Source organism: Micromonospora lutea (genome assembly GCF_016863535.1).
GTDB classification, from domain to species: domain Bacteria; phylum Actinomycetota; class Actinomycetes; order Mycobacteriales; family Micromonosporaceae; genus Micromonospora; species Micromonospora lutea.
Genome location: NZ_BOPB01000014.1, coordinates 137,905 through 156,626, shown reverse-complemented (window position 1 = coordinate 156,626; position 18,722 = coordinate 137,905). Strand labels below are relative to the sequence as shown.

Annotated in this window: 13 protein-coding genes; 9 read left to right on the top strand and 4 right to left on the bottom strand. The window is 70.9% G+C overall.

What is annotated here, in order from left to right; translation table 11 throughout:
* Window positions 1-39 precede the first annotated feature (39 nt).
* The 4 genes from Vlu01_RS15790 to Vlu01_RS15775 all read left to right on the top strand — a co-directional run bounded on the left by Vlu01_RS15790 (window position 40) and on the right by Vlu01_RS15775 (window position 6,541).
* Complete coding sequence (locus Vlu01_RS15790) at window positions 40-1,203, top strand: glycosyltransferase (RefSeq protein ID WP_203999738.1); 1,164 nt, start codon at window positions 40-42, stop codon at window positions 1,201-1,203.
* Window positions 1,200-2,339, top strand: coding sequence for a non-hydrolyzing UDP-N-acetylglucosamine 2-epimerase (gene wecB, locus Vlu01_RS15785; protein WP_239095923.1), 1,140 nt, complete (start codon window positions 1,200-1,202; stop codon window positions 2,337-2,339). The genes Vlu01_RS15790 and wecB overlap by 4 nt, the downstream gene beginning before the upstream one ends.
* Before the next feature lie 72 nt (window positions 2,340-2,411).
* A complete protein-coding gene (locus Vlu01_RS15780) occupies window positions 2,412-5,516 on the top strand; it encodes a M14 family metallopeptidase (protein WP_203999735.1) in 3,105 nt (1,034 codons plus the stop codon).
* Window positions 5,517-5,611: 95 nt separating this feature from the next.
* The gene (locus Vlu01_RS15775; RefSeq protein WP_203999727.1) at window positions 5,612-6,541 is read left to right on the top strand and encodes an NAD(+)/NADH kinase; all 930 of its coding nucleotides are present in this window, start codon (window positions 5,612-5,614) and stop codon (window positions 6,539-6,541) included.
* Between the two features lie 82 nt (window positions 6,542-6,623).
* Here the strand turns inward: Vlu01_RS15775 and Vlu01_RS15770 are convergent, their stop codons facing one another.
* The gene (locus Vlu01_RS15770; RefSeq protein ID WP_203999725.1) at window positions 6,624-7,490 is read right to left on the bottom strand and encodes an AfsR/SARP family transcriptional regulator; all 867 of its coding nucleotides are present in this window, start codon (window positions 7,488-7,490) and stop codon (window positions 6,624-6,626) included.
* Window positions 7,491-7,806: 316 nt separating this feature from the next.
* Here Vlu01_RS15770 and Vlu01_RS15765 point away from each other — a divergent pair, with 316 nt between their 5' ends.
* The 3 genes from Vlu01_RS15765 to Vlu01_RS15755 all read left to right on the top strand — a co-directional run bounded on the left by Vlu01_RS15765 (window position 7,807) and on the right by Vlu01_RS15755 (window position 14,274).
* Window positions 7,807-10,995, top strand: coding sequence for a type 2 lanthipeptide synthetase LanM family protein (locus tag Vlu01_RS15765; protein WP_203999723.1), 3,189 nt, complete (start codon window positions 7,807-7,809; stop codon window positions 10,993-10,995).
* 11 nt (window positions 10,996-11,006) lie between these two features.
* Entirely contained in the window at window positions 11,007-11,237 is a 231-nt protein-coding gene (locus Vlu01_RS15760) for a hypothetical protein (RefSeq protein ID WP_203999721.1), read from the top strand.
* Window positions 11,238-11,355: 118 nt separating this feature from the next.
* Window positions 11,356-14,274, top strand: coding sequence for an ATP-binding protein (locus Vlu01_RS15755; RefSeq protein ID WP_308440945.1), 2,919 nt, complete (start codon window positions 11,356-11,358; stop codon window positions 14,272-14,274).
* 16 nt (window positions 14,275-14,290) lie between these two features.
* Here the strand turns inward: Vlu01_RS15755 and Vlu01_RS15750 are convergent, their stop codons facing one another.
* Complete coding sequence (locus tag Vlu01_RS15750; RefSeq protein WP_203999717.1) at window positions 14,291-14,623, bottom strand: cupin domain-containing protein; 333 nt, start codon at window positions 14,621-14,623, stop codon at window positions 14,291-14,293.
* A 344-nt stretch (window positions 14,624-14,967) separates the two neighbouring features.
* Here Vlu01_RS15750 and Vlu01_RS15745 point away from each other — a divergent pair, with 344 nt between their 5' ends.
* On the top strand, window positions 14,968-15,468 hold the full coding sequence (locus Vlu01_RS15745) for a hypothetical protein (RefSeq protein ID WP_203999714.1): 501 nt from the start codon (window positions 14,968-14,970) through the stop codon (window positions 15,466-15,468).
* Window positions 15,469-15,629: 161 nt separating this feature from the next.
* Here the strand turns inward: Vlu01_RS15745 and Vlu01_RS15740 are convergent, their stop codons facing one another.
* A complete protein-coding gene (locus tag Vlu01_RS15740) occupies window positions 15,630-16,055 on the bottom strand; it encodes a hemerythrin domain-containing protein (protein WP_203999711.1) in 426 nt (141 codons plus the stop codon).
* Between the two features lie 192 nt (window positions 16,056-16,247).
* On the opposite strand from Vlu01_RS15740, the gene Vlu01_RS15735 reads away from it, so the two are divergent.
* Window positions 16,248-17,000, top strand: coding sequence for a helix-turn-helix transcriptional regulator (locus Vlu01_RS15735; protein WP_203999698.1), 753 nt, complete (start codon window positions 16,248-16,250; stop codon window positions 16,998-17,000).
* On the opposite strand, the gene Vlu01_RS15730 is transcribed toward Vlu01_RS15735, so the two are convergent.
* Window positions 16,997-18,673 carry a sugar ABC transporter permease gene (locus Vlu01_RS15730; RefSeq protein ID WP_203999696.1) on the bottom strand — a complete coding sequence of 559 codons (1,677 nt, stop codon included), beginning with the start codon at window positions 18,671-18,673 and terminating at the stop codon, window positions 16,997-16,999. The two genes, Vlu01_RS15735 and Vlu01_RS15730, sit on opposite strands and share 4 nt — an antisense overlap.
* Window positions 18,674-18,722: the final 49 nt, after the last annotated feature.

Genomic DNA, 18,722 nt, shown 5'->3' with positions numbered 1-18,722 from the left:
TCCCCTTTCCGGCATTCCACCAGAACGCGGAAGATCGCGGTGACGGCCGCACCCCACCTGCCTGGCACCATCCGGGCGGTCACGCTCGCTCGGGTCGGCCGCAACGGCGCGGCCGACGATGCCGGTCTGTCGCGGATCGACGGCATCGAGGTGGAGCAGCTACCGGTGGGCAGCATCGACCAGAGACGCCGGCTGACCGCCTCGATCCGCAACCTGGTCACCGTCTACATTCCCGTCCTGTGGCACCTGCGGAGGCGGGTCCTCGCCACCCGGGCCAGGACGGTCTTCGTGGGGCACATCGCGTTGTTCTGGATCGGCCTGGCTCACCGTCGACGCTGGGGCAGCCAGGTGATCCTCAACGGACGGGAACGCCCGGGAGGTATCCGTACCCGAGGCTCGCTGGCCACCTGGTTCTCGCGGGTGGAGCCCGCCCTGCTCCGGCTGGTGGCGCGCCGCGCCCCGGTGACCGTGATAGCCGTCTGCGAGAGTCACGCGGCGCAGTTCCGCAGGCTTGGCCTCGACGACGTGCTCGTCATCCGCAACGTCCCGCTCGCCGCGTTCGCGCCGGAGTTCGTACCCCCGCCACCAGGACCGGACTTGATTGTCGCCTGCGTCGGCACCCTCTACCCCGGACGTGGCGTCGAGGCGCTCATCGACGCCACGGTCACCGCCCGGGCCGCCGGGGCCCCGGTACGGCTGGAGGTCACCGGCCCGGCGAGCCAGCAGTACCGGGCGGCCCTGCTGGACCGGGTCCGCGCCGCGGACGCCGAAGCGTACATCTCGCTGCCCGGACCGTGCCCGTCCACCGAGGTAGCCGCTCGGATCCAGCGCGCCCACGTCGCCACGGCGCTCTACGAGGCGGTGGACCCGGCCAACGACTCGCTATCGAACAAGCTGTTCGAGGGTGTGGTCGCCGGCCGCCCCGTCATCGCCGGAGACCTGGCCGAGAACCGGGCACTGATCGGGCGGTTCGCGGTCGGCTGGTCGGTCCCGGTCGAACCCGCCGCGCTCAGCAGGCTCCTGCGCGAGCTCGCGGCGGACCTTCCCGGCGTCCGGGCGATGGCCGAGCACTGCTACCTGACCGGCCGGTCGGAGTTCGTGTGGGAGGCGGAGACGTCGGTGCTGCAGAAGCGACTCCTGGACGCCGCCGGCGAGCAGTCGTCCTCGCCGGTTACCTCGATCCCGTCCCGGGGGCAGCAGTGAACACCGACATCCCGTTCCAGGTCGTGCACGTCACGGGTGCCCGGCCCAACTTCCCCAAGGCAGCGCCGGTCGTGCGGGCGCTCGACGGCTGCGGCGTCCGGCAGCGCCTGGTACACACCGGGCAGCACTATGACGAGCGCATGTCGGACGTCTTCTTCCGCCAGCTCGGCCTGCCGGAGCCCGACGAGAATCTCGCCGTCGGCTCGGGCAGCCATGCCAGCCAGACCGGCGAGATCATGGTGGGACTCGAGCGGCTCTTCGGGGCGTCGCGTCCGGGTCTGGTCGTCGTCTACGGTGACGTGAACAGCACCCTGGCCGCCACCCTGGTGGCCACGAAGCTCGGCATCCCGGTGGCGCACGTGGAGGCGGGCTTGCGCAGCTTCAACCGGTCCATGCCGGAGGAGATCAACCGGCTGGTGACCGACCGGCTGGCCGAGCTGCTGTTCGCCACGAGTCCGGATGCCCTCGTGCACCTGGGCAACGAGGGCATCGCAGCGGAGAAGGTGCACTTCGTCGGCAACCCCATGATCGACACACTGCTCGCCAATCTTCACCTGTTCGACGCATCGGCCATCGGTCGGCAGTTGACCCTGCCCCAGCGGTACGCGGTGGCCACCCTGCACCGACCGGCCAACGTCGACGATCCGGCCGACGCGGCGGAGTTGGTCAAGGTGATGCACGGGGTGGCCGACCAGATCCAGCTGGTGGTGCCGCTCCATCCGCGCGGGCGGGAGACCTTGGCGAACGCGGGGTTCTTCCGGCACCCCGGGATCCGGGTGATCGACCCGCTGGGCTACATCGAGTTCCTCAGCCTCGTCCGCGGTGCCCGCGCGGTGATCACGGACTCCGGCGGCGTACAGGAAGAGACGACCGTGCTGGGTGTGCCGTGCCTGACCCTGCGCTCCGAGACGGAGCGTCCGGTCACGATCAGCCACGGCACCAACCGACTGGTGACTCGGGAGGACCTGGTGGAATCGGTCGTCAGGCTGCTGTCGACGGAACGACCGACGGCCGGCTGGCCGGTACCGCCGTTGTGGGACGGTCACGCCGGAGAGCGCATCGCCGAGGTGATCGCCCGATTCATCGGTGCCCACGCAGAGGGTGGGGCGTCGGCAGGCCACCCCTCGGCAAGCTGATCAACGTATTGACATGCCTCATGACATCCGGGAAGGCTCGCGACTACAGGTCCTTCCATCGAAGGGGGCGCGATGAGGCGCACACCGCTGGCGATCGCTGGCGTGTTCACTCTGGTCGGGGCGCTGGTGCTGACCGCACCGGCGAGCGCACGGCCACCGTCGGACCCGGGCGTCCGCGACGGTCTTGAGGTGTACGTCGGCACGGTCGAGCCGGCACAGTTGCACCAGTTGCGGGAGGCCGGTGTCGATCTCGGGCACGACGCGAAGCCGGACCAGGCGGGCCGGACGGAGATCGAAACGGTGCTCAGTCGAGGGCAGGCCGACCGGCTGGCCCGCAAAGGCGTCAAGCTGAAGGTCAAGAAGGTCCGCGGCAAGGACGCCTCGCAGGTGCTGCGGGAGCAGGGCGCGGCGGGCTGGCAGGCTTTCCGGTCGTACAGCGAGCCGGGCGGCATCCGCGACGAGATCACCGCGACCGCGGCCCGTTACCCGAAGCTGACCAAGGTGCAGACCATCGGTCGTTCGGGCCAGGGTAAGCCGATCCTCGCGATGAAGGTCACCAGGAACGCCAAGAACACCAGGGACGGCAAGCGGCCCGCGGTGCTGTACGCAGGCGCCCAGCACGCCCGGGAGTGGATCACGCCGGAGATGACCCGCCGGCTGATGCACCACGTGCTCACCAGGTACGGCTCGGATCGGGAGATCACCCGGCTGGTGGACACCACCGAGCTGTGGTTCATTCCGGTGCTCAACCCGGACGGCTACGACCACACCTTCACCGCCGGCAACCGGCTGTGGCGCAAGAACCTGCGGGACAACGACGGCGACGGCCAGATCACCGGGGTCGACGGCGTCGACCTGAACCGTAACTTCAGCTACAAGTGGGGTTACGACAACGAGGGTTCCTCGCCGAACCCGACCAGCGAGACCTACCGTGGCCCCGGCCCCAACTCGGAGCCGGAGACGAAGGCGCTGGACGCGCTCTTCAAGCGGCTCAAGTTCAGGTTCTTCGTCAACTACCACTCGGCGGCGCAACTGCTGCTGTACGGCGTCGGCTGGCAGGTGGCCACGCCGACCCCGGACGACGTGATCTACGAGGCGATGGCCGGTGACGACGCCAACCCGGCGGTACCCGGCTACGACCCGGACATCTCCGCCGAGCTCTACACCACCAACGGTGACACCGACAGCCACGCCACGGTGCGCTACGGCACGCTGGGCTTCACCCCGGAGATGTCCACCTGCCAGGCGGCCGCCGCCGCGGACCCGGACGACCAGTGGCGTCCGGAGGACTGCGTCAGCGTCTTCACCTTCCCCGACGACGAGAAGCTGATCGCCGCCGAGGTGGCCAAGAACATCCCGTTCGCGCTGTCGGTGGCGAAGTCGGCGCACCAGCCGGACGATCCGGTGTCGGTGGTCGGCCGCAGCACCCCGGACTTCGTGGTCGACGCCTTCGACGTGTCGTACGGCCGGACCCAACAGGTCGCCGCGATCACCCGGCGCTCGCTGAGGAACGTCACGCTGAACTGGACGGTCAACGGGGGCCGGGCGAAGTCCACCAGGGTCCGCGAGTGGCGCGGCGGTGAACGCTACGGCGACACCCACAACGACTACTACGCCGAGCTGCGGGGCACGGTCACCGGCACCCGGCCGGGTGACCGGGTGCAGGCCTGGTTCACCGCGACCAGGCCGGGCCGGGGCAAGGTCAGCAGCGACCGCTTCACCTACCGGGTCCATCACGACATCGGCGGGGACGTGCTGGTGCTCGCCGTGGAGGACGTCACCGGCCTGAGCCCCGCCCAGGACACCACCACCGCGAGGTACGCCGACGAGATCACCGCCTCGCTGAAGGCGGCCGGGCGCAGCAGCGACGTCTACGACTTCGACGCGATGGGGCGTACCGCGCCGCACCATCTGGGCGTGCTGTCGCACTACCAGGCGGTGGTCTGGGAGACCGGCGACGACATCATCCTGCGCTCGCCGGGCCAGGTGCCGGGCACCGCGGCGAAGGCGGCGGCGGACATCGAGCTGTCCGTCCGGGACTACCTCAACGAGGGCGGCAAGCTGCTGGTCAGCGGCAAGTACGCGCTCTACGCCCAAGCGGCCAACGGTTCGTACGGCTATCGGCCGGACGCCCCGCCGGAGTGCACGGACGCCGCCGATCCGACCTGCCTGCCGCTGCTCAACGACTTCCAGCAGTACTGGTTGGGGGCGTACAACTACGTCAGCGACGGCGGTACCTCGCCCGACGGGCAGCCCTACCCGGTCCGGGGTGACGCCGGGGCGTTCACCGGCTTCGCCGGGTCCCTCAACGCTGAGGGTTCGGCGGGCAACCAGGACCACACGGCGTCGTTCCTGACCACGTCGGGTTTCCTGCCGCCGGAGCAGTTCCCGCAGTTCGCCAGCTCCGCTCCGGTGGGTTGGGAGCGTCCCGGTGGGGCGCCGTTCGATCCGCGTACCGGCGAGTGGTACCTGTTCAGCGGGCAGTCCGACGAGTCGTTCAAGCGGTTGAGCCGGACGGTGGACCTGACCGGGGCGAGCGGCGGTGAGCTGCGCTTCTTCACCTCGTTCGACATCGAGACGAACTGGGACTTCATGTTCGTCGAGGCGCGTGAGGTCGGCACCGACAACTGGACCACGCTGCCGGACACCGGTGGTCTGACCACCCAGGCGACCGGGGACAGCTGCACCTCCGGCTGGGTGGCTCAACTGCACCCGTTCCTCGCCCATTACCAGGGTGCGGACTGCTCACCGACCGGAAGCACCGGCCAGTGGCACGCGGCGACCGGCAGCTCCAACGGCTGGAAGGAGTTCGTCGCCGACCTGTCCGGGTACGCGGGCCGGCAGGTGGAGGTCTCCATCACCTATGCCAGCGACTGGGCCACCCAGGGTCTCGGGGTGTTCGTCGACGACACCCGGGTCGTGGTCGACGGGGCCACCGTCGCCGAGACGTCGTTCGAGACGGACCTCGGTGGCTGGACGGTGGCCGGCGCGCCGGACGGGTCCGCTCCGGCGGCCAACGACTGGTCGCGCAGCCAGCAGGCGTTCGAGGAAGGTTCGGTGGTGGTCACCCGGGACACCGTCTACCTGGGCTTCGGGCTGGAGGGGTTGGCTCCGGCGGCCCGCGACGAGCTGGTCGCCCGGTCACTGACCCACCTGACGGGCCGACCGCGCCGGTAACGGCGGTCGAGGGGCGCGCCGGTGGTCGGGAGGCCGCCGGCGCGCCTTGCCGCGTACCGGCAGGTAGGCGGCTCGGTTTGTGGTGAGCTGTGGGTATGGACCGGATCCGGCTCGGGTTGGTGCTCCATCCCACCCGGGACGTGTCCCCGGTAGTGAACACCATCGCCGCCTGGGCCGCGCGGCACGAGGTGGCCCTGACGGTACGCGCGCAGGACCGGCAGCGGGTCCCCGAGTCCGTCCGCCCGGTGCCGGAGAAACAACTCGCCGCCGGATCGGACGTGCTGGTCAGCATCGGCGGGGACGGCACCATGCTGGGCGCGTTGCGGGCGGCCGTGCATGATCCGAAGCCGGTGCTCGGCGTACACCTGGGCAGGTTGGGGTTTCTGGTGGAGGTGGAGCCGCCGGAGCTGCCGGCGGCGCTGGACCGGCTGCTGGCCGGCGAATTCACCGTCGAGTCGCACAGCTGCCTGGCCTGCGACGTGTGCGGCGACGACGTGGTCGCGTTCAACGACATCGCGTTGATCCGCCGCCCCGGGCAGGGCTTCGTCACCGCGACCCTGGCGGTGGACGGTCAGCAGTACGGCTACTACCGCTGTGACGCGCTGGTGGTGAGCACTCCGTCCGGGTCGACCGCCTACAGTTACGCCGCCGGCGGGCCGCTGATCTCCCCGGCGACGCGGGCGGTCGTGGTCACGCCGAGCGCGCCGATGTCCGGCATCTCCCGATCGGTGGTGCTCTCCCTCGAGGAGACGATCCACCTGGAGCTGCGTCCCGGATCCGCGCCGGTCGCCGTGGAGGTCGACGGCCAGGTCATCCGGGACGGGTCGACCTCGGGCTCGGTGCACGTGCGCTACCGGCCCGACGCCGGTCTGGTGGTCCGCCTCGACCCGCGCCGCTACCAGGAACGCAGCCAGCTCAAACTGAGCCTGCTCGACCTGCCGTTGCTGCCGGAGCAGCTCCGCGAGTTGCTACCCGAGGACCTGCGCCGGCAGCTCGGCCGCCGCGAACTGCCGCCACCGCGGTGAAAGGACGCTGGGATCGGTCAGCCCAGGCGGGCGGTCACCGCGGCGAGCACCTGTTCGTACTGCGGCAGGAGGGCCGGCATGATCAGCTCACGCAGCTTGCCGGACCGCAGCATGGTCGGCGAGCTGCGGACTGAGGCACGTACGTCCAGCGTGCCCATTCGCAGCTCGTTGAGGCGGAACCGCTCGTCGGCCAGCCGCTGCGCGAGATAGCGCAACGACCAGTGCGGACGCCCGATGAGCCACCGTGGGCCCGGCGAGCACCACCTGGTACGCCTCGGTCAGCGCCGCCCCCCGGATCGACCCCCAACTCGTCGGCGAGGATCCGCCGGCCCTCGTGATAGACGGCGAGTGCGTCGGCCTGACGGTCACACCGCACCAAGGCGATCATCAGCAGGCTGCGTAGCTGCTCGTGCAGTGGCTGGGCGGCCACCAGGTCGGTCAGCTCAAGCACCAGCTCGGCCTGCCGACCCAGCGCCAGGTCCGCTCTGATCCGGTCCTCCAGGACCGTCGTCCGCACCTCGGCCATCCGATGCGCCTCCGCCTCGACCAGGTGGTCGGTGACGTTGGAGAGGGTCGCGTCACGCCACAGCCCCAGGGCCTCGTGCAACCACTGCCCGGCCTCCTCGTACCGGCCACCGCGCAGCGCCTCGCGGCCCAGCCCGGCCAGCCGCGTGAACTCGTTGATGTCGAGCCGGCTGTCCTTGAGCCGCAGCACGTACCCGGAGCATTTCCGGACGATCTCCACCTCGTCGCCGAGGTATCTGCGTAGGCGGGACACGTAGTTGTAGAGCTGGGCGGCGAAGGTCGCCGGCAGATGCTCGTCCCAGAGCAGCTGGCACAGTTGGGCATCGGAGACGATCCGCTCCCTGGCGAGCAGCAACGCGGCCAGGACGGTGCGCTGTTTGGCACCGTCCAGCGGGATTTCGACGCCGTCCCGCCAGGCGCTCACCGGCCCGAGTACGCAAAATTCCACAGTCGCTCCGATCGGTCCACCCGGCCATTCAGGTCGGAGACTCGGTCACCGGGGCCCGCTGACGCATGTGTACGCGGCACCCAAGTTCCGTCCCCCGCCACGCAGGCGTACCGTCGCGGCACCGACACGCCAGCCGAGTCGCCCGACCGGTTGCTTTCCCGGCCGCGCGCCCACCCGCTGCCGTTGAATCCACAGGTCAGCCGCGGACGCTCCGCGCGACCAGCGACGATGACAAGAATTTGGGTGGATCCCACGCATGAGTTCGTCGGTACCGCTTGGCACCCTCAGTCCGGTGAACAGTCCGACGGCCGACGGCCCACTGAGCCTGGTCCCGACGGAGCCACAACGGCTCCCCGGGAACTGGTGGGTGTGCGGGTTGGCGTTGCACGAGCGGGTACGCACGGACGGCGGCACCACGCCGGTCGACGGCGGCCGGCTGGCACACGCCCGACAGCGGCTGCGGCGGTGGCGGGCCGAGCACGGCGGCGAGCTGGAGCTGCACCTGCGCGCGCTGGCCGTCAGCGAGACCGCTCTGCTCGGGGTGCTGGCTGAGGAGGACGCGCAACTCGCCGCCCGGCTCGATCCACCGTCCTGGGTGGAGCCGATCGAGGCCGCGGTGCGCGCCGCCACGCCGCTGCGCTGCTCGGAACCGGTCCCAGCGGACTGGCGTGCCGCCTTCGCCCTGCCGTTCCGCCCGCTGGTCGAGGACGCGAAGGCCCGGTTCCGCCACGAGGCTCGGCTGCTGCCCGGCGACGCACAGGTCGACCTGCCCGCGCTGGAGAGCTCGCTGGGTACCGCCCTGGAACGTCGACTGACCGGCCTGGCCGTCCGTACCTTCGTCGCGGAGCTGCACCGGCAGCGGGCGGCCGGTCTGCTCCGCGGCGACGACGGCCGCGCCCGGTTCGTCGACTTCGTCCGCGGGCTGACCGAGCCGGCGGGGCTCACCGCGCTGTTCACCGACCGTCCGGTGCTCGCCAGGCTGGTCGGGCAGGCGACGGTGTACGCCACCGAAGCCCGGTTGGAGTTGGTGAGCCGGTACGCCGCCGACCGGACCTGCCTGGTGCAGGACCTGTTGGGTGGCGTGGACCCGGGTCCACTGGTCGCCGTCGAGGACAACCAGGGCGACCCGCATCGCGCCGGACGGACCACCACCATCGTCCGGTTCGCCGACGGCCGACGGTTGGTCTACAAGCCCCGCGACCTGACCCACGACGCCCGGCTGGATGCCTTCGTCGACTGGCTGAACCGAAAAATTCCCGAGGTCGGCCTGCGTAAGGTCGCCGGTCTGCTCCGTCCCAAGTACGGATGGACCGAGTTCGTGGCGTCCGCACCACTGACCGACCCGGACGGCGGGCACCGCTACTACCGCCGTCAAGGGGTGCTGCTCGCGCTCGCCCACGCGCTCAACACCACCGACCTGCACTACGACAACCTGATCGCCAGCGGCGACCATCCCGTGATGATCGACGTCGAGACGCTGTTCCGCCCGGCGTGGCAGGAGCCGACCGACAATGCGGACCCGGCAGCCGAGCTGCTCGCCGCGTCGGTGCAGCGCACAGCGTTGCTGCCCATGATCGTCGTCGGCGAGCAGGGCATCATGGACCTGTCCGGCTCCGGTGGCGACCAGGGCCAGCAGAGCCCGGCCAGCATGGTCGACTGGGCCGATGCGGGCACCGACCGGATGCGTCTGGTACGTGGGGCGGGCACCTTCGACGGCGCCTCGAACCGGCCCCGGCTCGGCGACCAGGTGATCAACCCGGAGGACCACGCGGCGTCGATGCTGGCGGGCTTCCGGCTCGGTTACGCGGCGATCGAGTCACATCGCGAGGAGTTCGGCCGGCTGGTGGTGGACTCCGCGGCGATGACCGTGCGGATCGTCGCCCGGCCAACCTGGACGTACCGGATGCTGCTCGACGAGAGCACCCACCCGGACCTGCTGCGCGACGGCCTGGACCGGGACCGGTTCCTCGGACAGCTCTACAACCAGGCACAGTTTCCCGCCGACCCGGGTTTCGCGCGCCACGACGTCGCCGCGCTGTGGCGCGGTGACGTCCCCTACTACCACGCCCGGGCCGACCACCTGACCCTGTACGCCGACGATCAACCGACCGCGGTGCCGCTGCGCCGCAGCGGTGTGGACGCCGCACTGGACCGGATCGCCCGGCTCGGCGAGGCCGACCGGCAGGATCAGGAGTGGATCATCCTGGCCAGCCTGGCCACCCGCCGACCGGTCACCGGGCATCTCGACGCCGCCCCGATGCCCAACTCGCAGCATGGCACGGCCGCTCCCGCCGAGCGGCTGGTCGCGGCGGCGTGCGCGATCGCCGATCAGCTCGTCGCCCGGGGCGCACCGGGCCGTGAGCGCGTGAACTGGCTCGGTCTGGAACTGGTCGACGACCGGCAGTGGCTACTGCTGCCGATGGGGGCGGGTCTGGCCAACGGCTATCTCGGCGTGGCGCTCTTCCTCGGTCAACTCGCCCAGACCAGCGGCGTGGCCCGCTACCGGGACGTGGCCCGCCGGGCGATCACTGCGACGCCCCGGTTGCTCAACCTGCTCGCCGACCGGCCGGAGCTGGTCGCCGCGATCGGGTGTGGCGGCCTGCACGGCCTCGGCGGGATCGCCTACGGTCTCGCCCGGCTCCGGGTGCTGCTCGACGAACCGGAGATCGGCCCGTGGGTCGATACGGCGGTCGAGCTGGCCGAGGTGGCCGCCGCCAGCTCCACCACCGATGACTGGGCGACCGGCCGCGCCGGTTGCCTGGCCGCGATGTCCGCCATCCACGCCGATCTCGGTCATGACCGGGCCGGGGCGCTGGCGCGCAGCTGCGCCGACACGTTGGCCGACGCGATGGACGGCCTCGACCCCGAGGGTGATCCGGCCGGCTTCGCGGACGGCACGGCCGGCATCGCGTACGCCCTGAACAGGTTCGTCGACACGGGTGCGGGGTCCAGCCGGCACGCGGATGTCGCGCTGAAGGCGCTGCGGCACTCCGTACGGGTCGGGACCGGCTCCTCGGGGTGGTGCGTCGGCACAGCGGGCCTGGCGCTCGCGCTCGCCAGTGCGCAGGGTGCCGCTGACGACGCGGGTACGCCAGCACCGCTCGACCTGGACGAACCGGATGACCTGGTCCGCCGGCTGGCCGACCAGCCGCCGTCGCGTGACCTGAGTCTCTGCCACGGCGAGGCGGGTATCGGCGAGGCCCTCACCACCCTGACCGACGGGCCCGACGGGCCCGACGCGGCGGCCGCGCTACGTCGACGGACGACCCTGATCCTGAACGCGTTGCAGTGGCAGGGCCGCTACTGCGGCACACCTGACGGAGTGCTCACCCCGGGTCTCCTGACCGGGCTCTCCGGCATCGGCTACGGGCTGCTGCGCTTTGGCCTGTCGGCCCGGATACCTTCCGCGCTGCTCCTGGAACCAGACCGACGGTCGACCGACTCGGACGGCCGTAGAACATCAACCAACTCGATCCTATGAGGAGAAACGACGTGTCTGACGAACTCGCCACCAACGCCGCGTACACCGACGACACCACCGAGTCACACCCGGTCGGAGATCCGCGAGTCAACCCGGTGGTCAGCTTCGGGCTGCGTACGGCGGCGCTGGCTGGTCTCGCCATCCCGGTGGGCCTGCTGGTCGGGCGGCTGGTCGCTGGTGACGGCCCGGACCCCGTCGACCCGATCGCCTTCACCACCTGCTGCCCCACCTCCGTGATGTGAGGTCCGGAAGCCACTGACCCCAACGGGGCGGTCCGTTCGGCCACCGGGTAGCGCGCTCCGCTGTCCGTCTCAAGTGTGGTGTCCACTGCACCAGTGGTCTGCGACGGACCGCCTCGCTATGGTTACGCTCGTGCAACGGCGATCCCGCCCGATGATAGGCCGAGATGCGGAACTCACCATGTTGCGCCGCCTTCTCGACACCGCCATCGACGGGCGCGGCGGAGCGGTCTTCATCGTCGGCGAGTCCGGCATCGGCAAGTCGCGGCTGGCCGCGGCAACGGTCGAGCTGGCCTACCACGCCGGCATGGCCCTGTTGCAGGGGCGGGGCAGCACCCTCTGCACCGGGGTACCACTGCGACCGATCACCGAGGCGGTGCTCTCCCTGCTGCGTTCCACCACGGTGGACATCACCGCGCTCGGCCCCTACGGGCCGGTTCTCGGGCGACTGGTGCCGGACTGGGGCACTCCCCCCGCCCCGCAGGAGAACGGCTCGGTGGTGATTCTCGCCGAGGCAGTGCTGCGGCTGACCGGCCTCGCCGGGTTGGACTGCGGATGTCTGATGGTTCTGGACGATCTGCAGGACGCCGACGCCGAAACGCTGATGGTGGTCGAATATCTGATCGACAACCTCGACCAGCAGTCCACTGTGCTGCTCGGCACCATTCGGGCCGACGACTCGCCGGCCATGGCGGTCGCCCACGCGGCGGCGCGCCGGGGCAGGTGCAGCCTGGTGATGCTGGACCGACTCGGCCCGGCAGAGCTCCGCGAGATGGTCCGGGCCTGCCTGGACGTCACCGGCGACGAGCTGCCGGCAGCGGCGACCGACCTGATCTGGGGCGGCAGTGGCGGCAACCCGTTCCTCGTCGAGGAAATTCTGACCGCCATGGTGGAGAACGAGCTGCTGCTGCACGACGCCCGGGGTTGGCAGCTCGTGTCGCCGCAGCCCGCCGCGCTGCCGGCCGCCTTTGCCCGGAGCATGAGCCACCGGATCGACAAGCTGGCCCCGCCGGCCCGACGACTGTTGTCCTGCGGGGCGCTGATCGGGCAGCGTTTTCCGGTCACCGTGATACAGGCGGCGACCGGCCTGAGCGACCGGGACGTGCTCAACCACCTCAACGGTGAGCTCGTCGCACAGATGGTGACACCGGACGACCAGTTGTCCGACTGGTACGCCTTCCGGCACCGGGTAGCCCAGGAGTCGCTCCTCGCCCTGATCGAACCGGCCGACCGGCGCGAGTTGGCGCAGAGCGTCGCGGACGCCGTGGCAAAGGTGCACCCGGAGCTGCCCGGCGAGTGGTGTCAGATCTCGGCGGCCCTCTGCCTCGAGGCCGGGGACACGTTGACCGCCGGGCGCCTCTTCGCCGAAGCCGGTCGACGGGCCCTCGCCCAGGGGGCCGCCACCTCGGCCGTGGCCCTGCTCGACCGGGCCTGGGAACTCCAGGCCGGGTCCTCGCCCGACGTGCGAGCCGACACCCTGGAGGCGCTGCTCCAGGCCCTCGGCGAAGCGGGGCTGGTGGGACGGGCCCTGGCACTGGTCAACAGTCCGGAACAGGTCGGCGAGCTGCACCCACGGCGGCGTGCCAGCCTGCACACCCGGCTGGCGTGGACCGCGATGGTGGCCGGGCAGCTCACCGACGCGTTGGCGCAGGTGGAGATCGCCCGGGATCTGCTCGGCCCGGAGCCCGCGCCGGAGGACGAGGCACCGATCGACATCGTCGCGGCCCACCTGGCCCTGGACACCCCGGGTAAGGACCAGTTGGCGGTGGCCGAGGCCCTGACCCGCCGGGCCGCCACGGTCGGTGCCGCAGTGCCGTTGCCGGTGGTCGCCTGTCAGGCGTGGCAGTTGCTCGGCGCGCTCGTCCGCCACCGCGACCCGGCCGAGGCCACCCGCTGTCTGGAGAAGGCCCGCTCCATCGCCGCCGAGCACGACCTGCCGATCTGGGAGGTCCACGCGCTGATCCGGCTCGGCAACGACGACGCGCTGCTGCACGGCACGCTGGACCGGCTCGAACAGGCCCGGGAACGGGCGCGACAGGCCGGCGCGGTGACCGCCCGCCAGCAGGCGGAGGCGAGTATCGCGCTGCATCTGATCATGCGCGGTGAGTACGCCCCGGCGCAGGAGCTGATCGATCAGGTGCACACCGCCACCAGCCGTTCGAAACTGATGGAGACCACCCAGTACGTGCTGCTGCTCAAAGCGGTGCTCGCCGCCCACAAGGGCCGACGCACGCAGATGCAGGACGCGCTGGCCGAGTTCCGGGGCTGGGGCGGCGACGAGAGTCTGCACACCCAGCGGGTCCACGGACTGGCCGGCGCGTTCTGCGCGTTGCTGGAGGAGGATCGCCCGCTGGCGCTGGCCGAGTTGACCATGGCGGCGGGGGCGCAGGAGACCAGCCCGACCGTGTTCCACCTGAGCGGTCGCTTCGGCCTCCAGCCGCTGCTGCGCGCGATGGCCGACGACCTCAGTTGGGAGGAGTACGCGGAGCTCACCGACGCGCCGGCCAGCCAGTTGCGCTGGGATCGCCAGTTCGCGCTGTTCGCCCGGGCGGTCCTGCTCGGCCGTGCCGGCCAGCACGAGGCCGCCACCGCCACGGTGACGGAGGCGATGGAAGCCGGCGCCCTGTACGCGATGGGCCGGCACCTGGCGCTGCGACTGGTCGCCGAGTCGGCACTGGCCGACGGTTGGGGTTCCCCGGTGCCGTGGCTGCGGGCCGCGGAGGACTACTTCCACCAGGCCGATGTCGAACCGGTCGCGCACGCGTGCCGCACGTTGTTGCGGCAGGCGGGGGCACGGGTGGCACAACGCCGGCAGGGCGCCGACGAGATCCCGGCCGGGCTCCGGGCAGTGGGGGTCACGGTCCGGGAGCTGGAGGTGCTACGGCTGTTGACCGGCCGGCTGAGCAACCGGGAGATCGCCGAGCGGCTCCACCTGTCGCCGCGTACGGTGGAGCGGCACATCTCCAGCTTGATCATCAAAACCGGACTGCCGAACCGGATCGCGTTGAGCGACGTCGCCACCGGTATCGACAAGGGCTGAGCCCCGCAACGTCGGGTCACATCCTCTTGGCGACGGTGAGCAGCACCACGGAGTCCTGGAGCGCCTCAAGACTGTGCCGGGCGTCCGGGACGAGCAGCAGATCCCCGGCGGTGCCGTCGCAGCTGGCCGTGCCGCTGGCGAGGCGGACGAGACCGTGCAGCACGTGCACGGTGGCTTCGCCAGGGTTCTCGTGCTCGTCGAGGCGTTGGCCGGCGACGAGGGCGATGACGGTTTGGCGCAGCGTCTTGGTGTGCCCCCCGTGCACGGTCTGCGCGCCGCGCCCGCTGGACGCGCCGCGGGCCGCGGTGAGCAGCTGGTCGGTCAGGTCGGTCAGCGATGACTTCTGCATGATCTCTCTTCTGGTTGACGTCAGGTGCCGGATCGCTTCCGGGGGTGTCCGCCACCGGGGTCCTGTCGAGCCGGCGCACCGTGACTGCGGGATGGACGCCGACGTCGGACAACGGCATCAAATCTATGGCATACAAGCCCCGAATGCCCGACAGCGGGATGGTCCGGGTCGAGGAAGAACAAGCCGTACCGATCGCGCTCGTGAGACCGCTCCGCGGCGGATGACTCCCTGCCATTCTATCGATAGACTTCACTGAAATCGCCACGGATGCGGTGGCCCGTCCCGGCCGGGTCTCCGTTCCGCCCGACCCCACCACCGCACCGTGCCAGCCTGGAAGGAAGCAGATGACCCGTGCGTTCCTGCGGGCGGCGACCGCCCTCGCCGCCGCGCTTCTGGCCACCACCGTCATGGCCGGCAGCGCAACCGCCAGCCCGATCTCCCAGCGCTTCTCCGTCCCCTCCGGAGACACCTGCACCTACGGCTACACCGAGGGAGTCCTCGAATGGCGCTCCGCCGCGCCCACGGTCGCGGTACGGCTGACCGGAGTCGTCGTCGACCGACCCATCGCCAATGAGCCGATCGCCTGCCGCGACGACCGGCGCTACACGATCGCCACCTATGTCGCGTACGCGGGCGAAATCCCGATCGACCGGGCGGCTCAGCGGGTGGACAACGCAGCGCTGCGGCTCGATTTCGTTCTCGGCTCCAACACCTCGGTCGCCGGCATCGACCGTGTGGTGATCCAGGTCTGCCGGGCATCGCTCGACCGGCCCAGCGCCGCGCCGGACTACTGCGGTCGCGAATACACCTTCCGCCCCGTGTCGATCGGCCCCATCGGCTCGTGATGGCGGTAGCCGGGTGTGGTCGCGTGCCGCCACCACACCCGGCATCCTTCCCGGGTTGCGGCGCCACACCGGCGTCAGGCTCCTCGGAACAGTTCGACGGCCGGGCGCGTCGCGGTGGTTTCGGTCCGGCACCCGACCAGGTCGCCGCCGCCCCCGAGCGGCTATCCGCACGTGAGCCGATTCCAGGCCGGCATGGGCAGGGCGATCACCGCGGCCGGGAACAACCCGTGCTCCTCGTTGTCGATGTGCCGCCGCAGCCGGTCCAGGGCGGCCAGCACCTCCGGCCAGTCCGGTGCCGCCCGGTCGAGGGCGCCGAGGACGCCGTGGATGTCGTCGTGCTCGTCGCACAGCCGATCCACGGCCTCGGTGAGGCTGCCCTCGGCGCGCAGCTCGACGAAGAGACCGCGTTCCTCGTTGTCGGTGTGCGGCGTCAGCAGCGCGAGCAGGTCGTCGAGGCGGGCGACGGGATCACCCGCACCGGAGGTGATCGCCGTACGCAGCCGTCCGGCGGCATTGACGATCGCCTCGTGTTCGGTGGTCAGTTGGCCGATCAACGGGAACTCCCGGCAACCGCAGTAGTTGCACATGATCGATCTCCTGACAAGTGTGGGGATGACACCTCCAGCGTGGTCCGACAAACGTCGGGCGAGTAGGGCCGTTGGGCCCGTGCTCCACCGGATTCACCGGGCCTGGCACCAGCCCACCCACGACGAGGTGTGGCTGTGACGGAAACCCCACCCCGTGTTACAACGTCAATTGACGTTGTAACGTGATTCGACATGGAAGTTCAGCGGACCGGCCCCCGCGGGGAAACGATCGACACTCCCCGTCACCGCGCTCTGGGCTCTGCCAGCCGGGTGACGATCCTGCGCCTGGTGCGCGCCGCCGAAGGCGGCGTCACCGCCGCCGAGGTGGCCGCCCGTACCGGGCAGCACCTGTCCACCACCCGCGCCCACCTGGACCGGCTCACCGAGGCCGGACTGCTGGTCAAGGCCCGCGCCAGCGGGGGCCTGCCAGGCCGTCCGGCCTGGCGGTACCGAGCGGCGGCGGCCGATCCCGCCCCCGCCACCTACCGGGAGCTGGCGGCCGCCCTACTGGGATACCTGTCCCGCATTGACGGCGACGTCCGGGCCACGGCGGCCCGGGTGGGCCAGGACTGGGGTCGGCAGTTGGCCGCTGCGGCGCCGCCCAGCGAAGACCCGGTCGACACCGTCGTGGCCGTACTGGACGGATTGGGCTTCAGCCCGCGACGCCAACCCACCGAGGACGGCCGCACCGAGACCGAGCTGCACCTGATGAGCTGCCCGTTCCTGGAGCTGGTCGGACAGAATCCGGACGCGATGTGCGGCCTGCATCTCGGTGTGGTCCGGGGAGCCCTGCCACCCGACGGCGCACAGGACAAATCGGTGATGTTGGAGCCCTTCGGTGCGCCTGCCGCCTGCGTCGTACGAATGGCGCCGTCCTGCCGCGACTCCGGCCCATCCCGAAGCGGGCCGGTGCCGTCGCCATCGTCGTCAGCGCCCTCGCGCTAATCGTCAACCCGAGCTGAATCGCGGCGGCCGGTACGAATCGCCAGCCGGTCGAGGTAGGTCACCTGCAGCCACCCGAACATGACCAGGAACAGCAGCAGGAGCGGCAGCGGAAGGACCGCACCGAGCGCCAGGTCGTCGGGCTGCACCCGTCCCGTGGTGGCCTGCATCATGGCCTCCAGCGGTGCCGGTCGGGACGTCGGCGTCTGCGCCACCAGCCACGGCCAGAGCAGTTGTCCGGCGGTGACCAACCAGGTGACCAGCCCGACCAACGCGACCATCGGCACCGCCGGGGCGGCGATGCTGCGCCCGAACCCGCCACCGGCCCGCCAGCGGGGCTCCAAACCCCGGAACAGCACCGTGAACAGGAACAACGCCGGGATGCTGACCCAGCCAGGTGGCACCGTTCCGAGGAAGGTGTTGAGCTGATCGGCGTCGCGGGTCCGTAGGTAGGACTCGATGGCCAGCGGCCCGGTGCCGACGAACAGCCACGGCGCGAACGGCAGCAGCAACAACTCGCTGAACCGCCCGAGTGGGCGCAGACCCCCGATGGCGAAACCGCCGACCACCGCCACCGCGACCGTGACCATGGCCGACAGTGCTGTCGGCAGCCACGTCGCCACCAGTGTGTCGACCAGGCTGGCGGACGGCATCGGCGCCACCTCGCTGGTGAACCGCAGGCTGCGACGCAACCACGGCCACGCCATCCACAGCGACAAGCCGGCAAGGAGGACGCCCAACACCGCCAACCCGATCCCGGCTCGACGGCTGTCACCGCCCGGACCGGCCTTCCTGACCATGTCGTCGGTTCCTCGCGAGACGTCCGGCGTGACCGCCACCTTGTGCTCGCCGTGCGTCACGGTCGCATCGACCACCTCGATCCGAGCGCGGCTGACCAGCAGCAGCACCGTCGCGGCCAGTCCCAGCACCGCCAACGGGATCAGCAGCAGCACCGCACCGGCCGAACCGCCACCGAGATCCATCCGGGTCAGCGAGGCGACGACCACATGCGTCAGTGGAACGCTGACCCTTCCCGACATCATCGGCGCGGTGAAGCTCTGCAACGTGACCGCGATGATCCCGAGCACCAGCAGACCGGCGACGGTCGCCGCCGCCGGCAGCGCGGCGCGGCGGTCACTCCGACCCCGAAGGGTGCCAAGGAAGGCCGTGGTGGCGACCGCCACGACCAGCCCGGCGCTACCGACCACGGTCAACTCCACAAGCGTGGCGTACGGACGGTCCGCCACCGGTTCGATCCGGTCGAGGCGCCAACCGAGGAGCAGCGCCACCGGCGCGTACCCCGCGACCGGCACGGCAACCAGTGCCCGGACGGTCAGCCGGGCTCGCCGCCCGGCCCGGTCGGCGAGCAGCGCCAGCAACGGCGAGACCAACAGGGCCAACGCGATTGGGATCAACGCCAGCAGCAGGGCCCACCCGAAGTCACCGAGGATCCCCTGGTCGAATCGGGCCTGGTAGTTGGCGCCGCCGACATTCTCGGCCGGGCGGAACATGGTGTCGCGGGTCGTCGAGCGCCATACCGCCAACACGGTGGGGAGCGCGTACGACCAGGCGAGGGCGAGTAGCGCGGGAAGCAGCAGGAGGAGTCCGAGGCCGATCCGGACACCGCGGCTCGGCCCGGTACGGACCGCCGGCACTGTGGATGTTGCCGTGCTCATGATGCTCCTCGCCTCGTCCAGCTCTGGCCGGGCATGACGATAGGGGCAG

What these genes read in the sequence shown, in the direction of transcription:
- Vlu01_RS15780 (WP_203999735.1), top strand. Translation starts at nt 2,412, where the DNA reads ATGAGGCGCACACCGCTGGCGATCGCTGGCGTGTTCACTCTGGTCGGG.
- Vlu01_RS15775 (WP_203999727.1), top strand. Translation starts at nt 5,612, where the DNA reads ATGGACCGGATCCGGCTCGGGTTGGTGCTCCATCCCACCCGGGACGTG.
- Vlu01_RS15755 (WP_308440945.1), top strand. Translation starts at nt 11,356, where the DNA reads ATGGTTACGCTCGTGCAACGGCGATCCCGCCCGATGATAGGCCGAGAT.
- Vlu01_RS15750 (WP_203999717.1), bottom strand. Translation starts at nt 14,623, where the DNA reads ATGCAGAAGTCATCGCTGACCGACCTGACCGACCAGCTGCTCACCGCG.
- Vlu01_RS15745 (WP_203999714.1), top strand. Translation starts at nt 14,968, where the DNA reads ATGACCCGTGCGTTCCTGCGGGCGGCGACCGCCCTCGCCGCCGCGCTT.
- Vlu01_RS15740 (WP_203999711.1), bottom strand. Translation starts at nt 16,055, where the DNA reads ATGTGCAACTACTGCGGTTGCCGGGAGTTCCCGTTGATCGGCCAACTG.
- Vlu01_RS15735 (WP_203999698.1), top strand. Translation starts at nt 16,248, where the DNA reads ATGGAAGTTCAGCGGACCGGCCCCCGCGGGGAAACGATCGACACTCCC.
- Vlu01_RS15730 (WP_203999696.1), bottom strand. Translation starts at nt 18,673, where the DNA reads ATGAGCACGGCAACATCCACAGTGCCGGCGGTCCGTACCGGGCCGAGC.